Source organism: Streptococcus sp. 2018037 (assembly GCF_019754195.1).
In the GTDB taxonomy this organism is placed as follows: Bacteria; Bacillota; Bacilli; order Lactobacillales; family Streptococcaceae; genus Streptococcus; species Streptococcus hashimotonensis.
Window position 1 is genome coordinate 60,548 of the sequence record NZ_JAIJZQ010000010.1, and the last position, 8,719, is coordinate 69,266.

10 protein-coding genes are annotated in these 8,719 nt (G+C 39.5%); 8 read left to right on the forward strand and 2 right to left on the reverse strand.

Translation table 11 applies throughout. The features are described from left to right. Window positions 1–108: 108 nt before the first annotated feature. The 5 genes from liaF to K5Q29_RS05510 are packed head-to-tail and all read left to right on the forward strand — an operon-like array spanning window position 109 to window position 4,217. A complete protein-coding gene (liaF, locus tag K5Q29_RS05490) occupies window positions 109–768 on the forward strand; it encodes a cell wall-active antibiotics response protein LiaF (RefSeq protein ID WP_226317727.1) in 660 nt (219 codons plus the stop codon). Beyond that, on the forward strand, window positions 765–1,781 hold the full coding sequence (locus tag K5Q29_RS05495) for a sensor histidine kinase (RefSeq protein WP_002937028.1): 1,017 nt from the start codon (window positions 765–767) through the stop codon (window positions 1,779–1,781). The genes liaF and K5Q29_RS05495 overlap by 4 nt, the downstream gene beginning before the upstream one ends. Continuing rightward, window positions 1,753–2,394: a response regulator transcription factor gene (locus K5Q29_RS05500; RefSeq protein ID WP_002937025.1), complete on the forward strand. Its 642-nt coding sequence runs from the start codon at window positions 1,753–1,755 to the stop codon at window positions 2,392–2,394. Before K5Q29_RS05495 ends, K5Q29_RS05500 begins: the two co-directional genes overlap by 29 nt. Window positions 2,395–2,443: 49 nt before the next feature. After that, window positions 2,444–3,844 (forward strand): bifunctional Cof-type HAD-IIB family hydrolase/peptidylprolyl isomerase, encoded by a 1,401-nt coding sequence (locus tag K5Q29_RS05505; protein ID WP_105139140.1) that lies wholly within the window; start codon window positions 2,444–2,446, stop codon window positions 3,842–3,844. A 1-nt stretch (window position 3,845) separates the two neighbouring features. Further along, entirely contained in the window at window positions 3,846–4,217 is a 372-nt protein-coding gene (locus tag K5Q29_RS05510) for a S1 RNA-binding domain-containing protein (protein WP_002937017.1), read from the forward strand. 25 nt (window positions 4,218–4,242) lie between these two features. Here K5Q29_RS05510 and cysK read toward each other — a convergent pair whose 3' ends face one another. Together cysK and K5Q29_RS05520 are read right to left on the reverse strand one after the other, a co-directional pair. Next, window positions 4,243–5,169 (reverse strand): cysteine synthase A, encoded by a 927-nt coding sequence (gene cysK / locus K5Q29_RS05515; protein WP_105139141.1) that lies wholly within the window; start codon window positions 5,167–5,169, stop codon window positions 4,243–4,245. A 90-nt stretch (window positions 5,170–5,259) separates the two neighbouring features. Next, window positions 5,260–5,892, reverse strand: a complete 633-nt coding sequence (locus tag K5Q29_RS05520) for a YigZ family protein (protein WP_172030320.1) — start codon at window positions 5,890–5,892, stop codon at window positions 5,260–5,262. Between the two features lie 56 nt (window positions 5,893–5,948). Here K5Q29_RS05520 and K5Q29_RS05525 point away from each other — a divergent pair, with 56 nt between their 5' ends. From K5Q29_RS05525 to hpf, 3 genes are all read left to right on the forward strand, one after another. Beyond that, window positions 5,949–7,241 (forward strand): DEAD/DEAH box helicase, encoded by a 1,293-nt coding sequence (locus K5Q29_RS05525; protein WP_105139143.1) that lies wholly within the window; start codon window positions 5,949–5,951, stop codon window positions 7,239–7,241. Further along, window positions 7,234–7,899, forward strand: coding sequence for a ComF family protein (locus K5Q29_RS05530; RefSeq protein ID WP_105139144.1), 666 nt, complete (start codon window positions 7,234–7,236; stop codon window positions 7,897–7,899). Before K5Q29_RS05525 ends, K5Q29_RS05530 begins: the two co-directional genes overlap by 8 nt. A 76-nt stretch (window positions 7,900–7,975) precedes the next feature. Further along, a complete protein-coding gene (hpf, locus tag K5Q29_RS05535; protein WP_014637536.1) occupies window positions 7,976–8,518 on the forward strand; it encodes a ribosome hibernation-promoting factor, HPF/YfiA family in 543 nt (180 codons plus the stop codon). Window positions 8,519–8,719 lie beyond the last annotated feature (201 nt).

The window sequence follows — 8,719 nt, forward strand, 5'->3', positions numbered from 1 at the left end:
CCTATATTTCCTACTTTGGATGGAGTTCTTTTACTTATTTTTTGTTACAATAGTATAGAAAGGATGGAGAAGATGCGAAAAGTTCAATTTTTTCTACTAATAGAAAGTATGATTTTTACGATGGCAGCCTTTGACGTGGTAGCCAATGAGGCCAGTCGGACCCTGCTACTTTTCTCTGCCTTATTACTCATCATTTGGTACTTCCTAGGAAGAAAAGTTAATAGCGTTTTACTGGTTAGCTCCTTATCTCTATTATTTTTGGTCTTTGTTTTAAATCCCTTCTTCATTATTGGGATTATGCTACTAGTCGTGTACATGCTGATTAATTTCTTTTCACGTTATGAAAAGAGAAACCAATATACTCACATTGTTTTTAGTGACTATTCTCTACAGGTTCAAAAAGAGAAAAATAGATGGTTTGGCAACCACGATCACTCTCAAGATAGGTTTGGTTTTGAAGATATTAACATTGTACGCTTGTTTGGCAATGATGTAGTTGATTTGGATAAGACTGTATTAGTTGGCAGAGATAATATTGTTGTAATTCGTAAAACGTTTGGACGGACAAAAATTATTGTTCCAATTGATGTTGAGGTTGCACTGTCAGCAACTAGTATCTATGGACGAGTAAGTTTCCTGGGTGAATCATACTGGGATTTGCGGAATGAAAGTATAGCGGTCAATAGTCCCGATTATCAAGAATCACACAAACGTGTAAAAGTCGTTACCAACAATATCCTGGGAGATGTGGAGGTGGTTCGCGTATGAGAAAACGTACCTACCTACTCCTCGCCTGGTTTGCCTGTCTTATTGTTTTTGTAGTGATTGCTTCCACCCTCCCACTTTTAAATTATTCATTGCTAGATGTTACGCTCTGGATTTCAACGGAGCAGCTCGTGTTTACTCTCATTCTACTAGTTATTGTTTTGACTCTTTTTCTAGCTGTAATGGTACAAACTGTCAGCCTAGCCTCCACTCAGGTTATGCGGACGAAGTTACAAGCTATCTTGAAGAATAAAAGTATTCGAACAGACACCGAAAGTGATCAACTCTTGCTCCAGTTGTCTGATAAGGTCAGAAACCTCACGCGTCAGGTGCAGCTGGTTGACAATCAAGATTTAGTCAAGAAAGAAGAGATTGTTGAGGGAGAACGGAAACGGATTGCCAGGGATTTGCATGATACGGTTAGTCAAGAGTTATTTGCAACGAGCATGATTTTGTCAGGATTATCGTCCAATCTATCCACTCTTCCGCAGGAAACCTTGCAGGAACAGCTGATGCTCGTGAAAGACATGATTGAGTCTGCCCAAAGAGACCTACGCATCCTATTATTACATCTACGCCCAAGTGAACTTGAAAGTAAAACCTTGGTTGAAGGATTTGAGCTGATTTTGCGTGAAGTTAGCGACAAAAGTAATATTATCGTTCATTTTCAACATGAAGTAGAGGAGCTACCGAAACTAATTGAAGAACATCTCTTCCGCATTGCGCAAGAAATTATCAGTAATACCTTGCGACATGCCAAGGCCAAGCATTTGGATGTTTACCTCTTGCAGAAGGAAACAGAACTGCAGTTGAAAATGACAGACGATGGTATCGGCTTCCAACAAGGTGCAGATGATGAATTAAGTTACGGTCTTCAAAACATACGTGAGCGGGTTGAAGACATGGCTGGAACGATAAAAATTCGCACAGCCCCAAATAAGGGAGTGGCGATCGATATTCGTATCCCACTATTGAAAGGAAAAGAAGATGAATACGATTCGAGTGATGCTGGTTGACGACCATGAGATGGTTCGTCTAGGATTGAAAAGTTACTTAAATTTACAGCCAGATGTTGAAGTAGTTGCAGAAGCTAGTGATGGCGAGGAAGGTTTGGCTAAAGCATTAGAGGTTAAACCCGATGTTGTAGTGATGGACTTGGTTATGCCCAAGATGACTGGCGTAGAAGCAACCCTGGCCTTGCTGAAGGAATGGCCGCAAGCGCAGATTGTCATCCTGACCTCCTACCTAGATAATGAAAAAATCTATCCTGTGCTGGAAGCAGGAGCTCGTGGCTATATGTTGAAAACGTCAAGTGCTGACGAAATCTTAGCAGCCATCCGCAAGGTAGCTCTTGGAGAATATGCTATTGAGACAGAAGTAGAGAAAAAAGTAGAGCACCATAAACGCCACCCAGATTTACATGATGACTTGACAGCTCGTGAACGTGAAATCTTGACGCTGTTAGCCAAGGGATATGATAATCAACGAATTGCAGATGAGTCCTTCATTTCCTTAAAAACTGTTAAAACCCATGTTTCCAATATCTTATCTAAACTAGCTGTGAGCGACCGTACTCAAGCAGTTGTTTATGCTTTCCAGCATGGTTTGGTGGCGCAAGAGGACCAATAGTGGTATAATGAAAATTAGTTAATTTTCAACCAAAGGATAGTGGAATTATATGGATGCAAAACTCAGATATAAGGCAAAAAAAATAAAAATAGTCTTTTTTGACATTGACGACACGCTACGTGTGAAGAATACAGGCTACATTCCTGAATCAATTCAGCAGGTTTTCAAATCACTGAAAGAAAAGGGAATTTTGACAGGAATTGCGTCAGGACGAACGCCTTATGGTTTGGTGCCAGAAATCAAGGCCTTAAAGCCAGACTTTTTCGCTATGATTAACGGCTCCTACGTAGAAGATGCCAAAGGTCAGGTAGTGTACCATCAGCCAATACCCCAAAATTTAGTAGAATCTGTATTAAATTGGGCTAAAGAAATTGGAATCGAATATGGTATGCTTGGTAGTCAAAAAGGGACACTTTCTGCACGAACTGACCGCATTAGTCAAGTAATTGACTTGATTTATGAAGGTTTGGAAACAAACCCAACTTTTTATAAAGAAAATGACATCTATCAATTGTTAACTTTTGAGAAAGATGGTCACGAAGTAGAACTTCCAGAAGAGTTGCAAGCGGAATTGCGTAGTGTTCGCTGGGATGCTATTTCATCGGACATTGTGCTAAAAGGCTCTTCCAAAGCAACTGGTGTTGCTAAAGTTGTTGAAAAACTAGGCCTGAAACCTGAAAATGTCCTAGTGTTCGGAGATGGACTCAACGATATTGAGTTATTTGATTATGCAGGAATTAGTATTGCTATGGGGCATTCGCATCCAGAACTGCAAAAGCATGCAGATTATATCACAAAAAAAGTAGAAGAAGATGGCATTTTCGATGCCTTGGAGAAATTAGGTATGGTAGAAAAAGAAAAATATTTCCCGCAATTAGATTTGGAAAATGTTACAGGGCCAGTTGCGCATATCAAGACTAACCACGGTAAGTTAACAGTAAAACTCTTCCCTGAAATTGCACCCAAAACGGTAGCAAATTTCGTAGCTCTTTCTAAAGATGGCTATTATGACGGAATTATCTTCCATCGTATTATCAAAGACTTTATGATTCAAGGTGGCGATCCAACCGGAACAGGTATGGGTGGTGAATCTATTTATGGTACTGCGTTTGAAGATGAATTTTCAATGGAAGCTTTTAATCTCAGAGGAGCCTTGTCAATGGCCAATGCAGGACCAAATACAAATGGAAGCCAATTCTTTATCGTTCAAAACCAAAACTTCCCATACAATGCGAAAGAATTAGAACGAGGCGGTTGGCCTAAAGAAGTTGCAGAAGCCTATGTCAAAAATGGCGGAACACCACATCTAGACCAACGCCACACAGTGTTTGGTCATCTAGTTGATGAAGAATCCTTCGTCGTCTTGGATGCTATCGCAGCGGTTGCAACAGATTCAGCAGATCGTCCACATGAAGATGTTGTAATTGAGACCATCGAAATAGAGGATTAAGATGAAAATCGGAGATAAACTCAAGGGGACGGTAACGGGCATTCAGCCGTATGGAGCCTTTGTACAATTAGAGAATGGGACGACGGGCCTAATCCATATCTCGGAAATCAAAACAGGTTTTGTTGATAATATTTATGATCATTTAAAATTGGGGCAAGAGGTTTTGGTACAGGTAGTTGACTTTGATGAATATACTGAAAAGGCTAGTTTATCAATCCGGACCTTAGAAGAAGAACAACAAAAAATTCCGCGTCATCATCGTTTTACAAATGAACGGAATAAAATTGGTTTTTCCCCTTTAGCAAAACAACTTCCGAAATGGATTGAGGAAGCTAAAGGCTATCTCAAAGAACACAAAGAAAAGAAGGTATAGGATGTATTCCTAACCTTCTTTCTTTTTAATCATTGAATTCGTAAAGAGCTGTTGACAAGTAACGTTCTCCGTTATCAGGCAAGATTGCCAACACTTTTTTTCCAGTTCCCAACTCCTTAGCGACTTCGATAGCAGCGTGAATTGCTGCACCTGAAGAAATACCAACTAAGAATCCTTCTTTTCCACCGATAGCACGACCTGTAGCTAAGGCATCATCGGATTTGACACGAATAATGCCATCGTAGGCGCTAGTGTCCAAGGTATCTGGAATAAAACCTGCCGAAATACCTTGAATCTTGTGTGGACCAGGTGCTTCACCAGATAAGACAGCTGATTCATCAGCTTCGACAGCATAGATAGCAATATCTGGATTTGCTGTCTTCAAAACATGCGAAACACCTGAAACGGTACCACCAGTACCAACGCCAGATACAAAGGCATCTAAACCAGTTGTTCCAAAGTCTTCCAAAATTTCCTGTCCTGTTGTATCTTCGTGAACTTTTGGATTGGATGGATTAGCAAACTGGAAAGGAACCCAGCCATTTTTTTCTTCAGCAATCTCTTTTGCTTTGGCGATAGCCCCCTTCATCCCTTCGCTACCAGGAGTCAAGACAAGTTCAGCTCCATAAGCTTGGATAATCTTACGACGCTCAACACTCATGGTTTCAGGCATGACGATAATCACCTTATAACCTTTTGCTGCTCCAACCCAAGCAAGACCGATACCAGTGTTACCACTTGTTGGCTCAACAATAGTATCTCCAGGTTTGATGGCACCAGCCTTTTCAGCATCTTCAATCATAGCCAAGGCGATACGGTCTTTTACAGAAGATCCTGGGTTAAAGGCCTCTAATTTCACATAGACTTCCGCTGCCCCCTCTGGAACGATATTATTGAGTTTAATAACAGGTGTTTTTCCAACTAATTGAGTAATGTTTTGATAAATAGCCATATGGCACCTCCAAATAATGTTATTATACATTATATAGTAGAAAGTCAAAAAAGGATAATATAAAAAAACTATCTCGCCGATAGCTTTTTTTTAATAGACAGGTACCTCAACGATTCGAGAGTTAGCTTTTTCCGCGAATACTTTTCCGTGGTAAAAGTCAGTAAGACTTGCTAATGTTTGTTCAAGGAATTCTTTATCGACAAAAATCATGGTTGAAACTTCAGTAGTAAACTGGGTATCAAATTCGTCCAGACCTTGCTCAGCTCGCCAATTGGCAAACTCTTGGTATTGGGCGTAGGACATACTAATGGAAATACCTTCCTGCTCCTTGACTTCCACAACACCGATCTCCTTGACTGCATTAGCCACTGCTCCAGCATAAGCACGAATAAGTCCGCCTGCCCCTAGTTTGATACCTCCAAAATAGCGGGTAACCACCGTTGCGACATTGGTCAGTTCGTGATTTTCTAAAACCGTCAGCATTGGCACACCAGCAGTACCAGACGGCTCCCCATCATCTGAGGAACGCTTGATTTCCATATTTTCTCCAAGGACAAAAGCAGAGCAGTTATGAGTAGCCTTGTAATGTTCTTTCTTGATCTTGTTGATAAAGTCGCGAGCTTCCTCCTCGCTGGTCACTCGTTTCATAAAGCAGATAAATCGTGACTTTTTAATTTCTTCTTCAACAATACCATCTTCTCTAATTGTTTTAAATTCTTTCATAACCAAATTGTACTAATTTTTTTAAAAACTGACAAGAAATTCCGAATAAATAAGCGATGAAAGAATTAGAAAATTATTATGGAAGATTATTTACCAAATACCAATTGACAGCAAAAGAAAGAGAAATAGCAGAAAAAGTGCCAAGTATTACAAAAAAGAATAACTGCTTTCGCTGTGGAACAACTTTTGAAGAAGAAAACAAATTGCCAAACGATGCTTATTATTGTCGAGCCTGCTTGCTTCTAGGCAGAGTACGGTCAGACGAAAAACTCTATCATTTTCCTCAGAAAGATTTTCCAATCACTAAGTGTTTAAAGTGGAAAGGTCAACTAACTGATTGGCAACAAAGAATTTCAGATGGACTAGTTGCAAACGTGGAAAATAATCGTGCAACATTGGTTCATGCAGTAACAGGAGCAGGTAAGACAGAAATGATTTACCACACCGTTGCCTCAGTGGTTGATAAAGGCGGAGCGGTTTGCCTAGCCAGTCCTCGAATCGATGTTTGTATCGAACTCTATAAACGTCTGCAAAATGACTTTTCAATTCCAATTAGTTTACTACATGGAGAGTCTGAACCCTATTTCCGAACTCCATTAGTTGTAGCAACCACACATCAGTTATTAAAATTTTATCAGGCCTTTGATTTGGTTTTGATTGATGAAGTAGACGCCTTTCCCTATGCAGATAATCCCATGCTCTATCGAGCAGCAGACAATGCGGTCAAGGAAGCCGGTGTTCAAGTTTTTCTGACGGCGACTTCAACAGATGAATTGGATAAAAAAGTCAGAACGGGCAAATTAAGCCGTCTTAGTTTGCCAAGGCGATTTCATGGCAATCCGCTTGTTGTCCCGCAAAAAGTCTGGTTTAGTAAATTCGATGATACCCTAAAGAAAAATAGACTAGTCCCAAAGTTGAAAAAAGCGATTGAAGAACAGAGAAAGTCGGGCTTTCCCTTACTCATTTTTGTCCCAGAAATCTCCAAAGGTCAAGAATTTACCAAGATAATGAAAAAAACATTCCCAGAAGAAACAATTGGCTTTGTATCCAGTCAAACAGAAAATCGCCTTGAAATAGTTGAAGGGTTTCGTAAGAGAGAAATCACAGTATTAATCTCGACTACTATTCTTGAACGTGGGGTAACCTTCCCATGTGTAGACGTCTTTGTTGTTCAAGCCAATCATTACCTCTACACAGCGTCAAGTCTTGTTCAGATTGCGGGCCGGGTCGGCAGGAGTATGGAACGTCCGACTGGGTTACTCCAGTTTTATCATGAAGGAAGTACAGGAGCCATTGAAAAGGCAATCGCTGAAATTAAACAGATGAACAAGGAGGCTGGATATGTCTAATTGTCTATTGTGTGATCAAGCTATGAAAAATAAAACAAGATTTTCAGATTTCATCTTCTTTAGTAAAGAAAAATCGGGCACCTGTGAAGAATGTTTTTCGACTTTTGAGGAAATAGCAGAGCAACACTGTCCACATTGTTATAAAAATGGAGAATCGGAAAGTTGCAAGGATTGTCAGTACTGGCAGAATCAAGGGAAACTAGTTGTCCACACAGCTTTGTACCAATATAATCAAGCGATGGCACATTATTTTAGTCGCTACAAATTTCAAGGAGACTATGTTTTAAGAAATATTTTTGCTAAAAAGCTTAGAATAGCGTTAAGCCAATTTCCTGACTACACAATTGTTCCCATACCAATTAGTCAAAAACGACTATCAGAACGTGGGTTTAATCAAGTGGAAGGACTTTTGGATGCTACAAATATTCCCTATCAGTCCCTTCTTGGAAAGTATGAAAGCCAAAAACAATCGTCTAAAAATCGAGCAGAGAGACTAGAAGCAAAACAGATGTTCTATCTATTAGATGAAAAAGAAGTGCCAGAAAAAATATTATTATTCGACGATATATACACAACAGGAGCCACAATCCAACTTGCTGTAGAACTTTTCATGAAAATTGGTAGGAAAGAAATCAAAACATTTTCACTAACACGATAAGAAAACGGTTGCAATATTCCTATAATGTGGTATAATAATAGTGAAGAAAGGCGAAAGCCAAGAAAGAGGTACTAATATGATTAAATTCAGTATTCGTGGAGAAAACCTTGAAGTTACAGATGCACTTCGCACCTATGTAGAAGAGAAAGTGGCTAAGATTGAGAAATATTTCAATGAAGAACAAGAGTTGAATGCTAAAGTAAATCTAAAAGTTTACCGTGACAAGCGCGCAAAAGTAGAAGTAACAATTCCAGTTGGAGCAGTTACACTTCGCGCAGAAGATATTTCACAAGAAATGTATGGCTCTATCGATCTTGTAGTAGATAAGATTGAACGCCAAATTCGTCGTAACAAAACAAAGATTGAACGAAAACATCGTCAAAAAGTGGCAACTGGTCAAGTCTTTACAGATGAACTTGTTGAGCAAACAGGTGAGGAAGTAAAAGTGGTTCGTACTAAGCAAGTAGACTTGAAACCAATGGATATGGAAGAAGCAGTCCTCCAATTGGAGTTGCTCGGACATGATTTCTTTATCTATACAGATGCTAATGACGGTACAACAAATGTATTGTATAGACGTGAAGATGGAGATTTGGGTCTTCTAGAGGTACGTCAATAAAGATAATAAACAGTTGCAGTTTTTGCAGCTGTTTTATCATTTTCAAAAAACCGGTTGACAATTACCAAACTAGATGATAGAATGATTGAGTTGTCTCTTGAGGGGCTAGTCAGTAGCGGAATGAAAAAAAGTTTCGAAAAAGTGTTGACAAGTTCAGTAGAAGATGATAGAATGATTGAGTTGTCTCTTGAGCAACTAGTT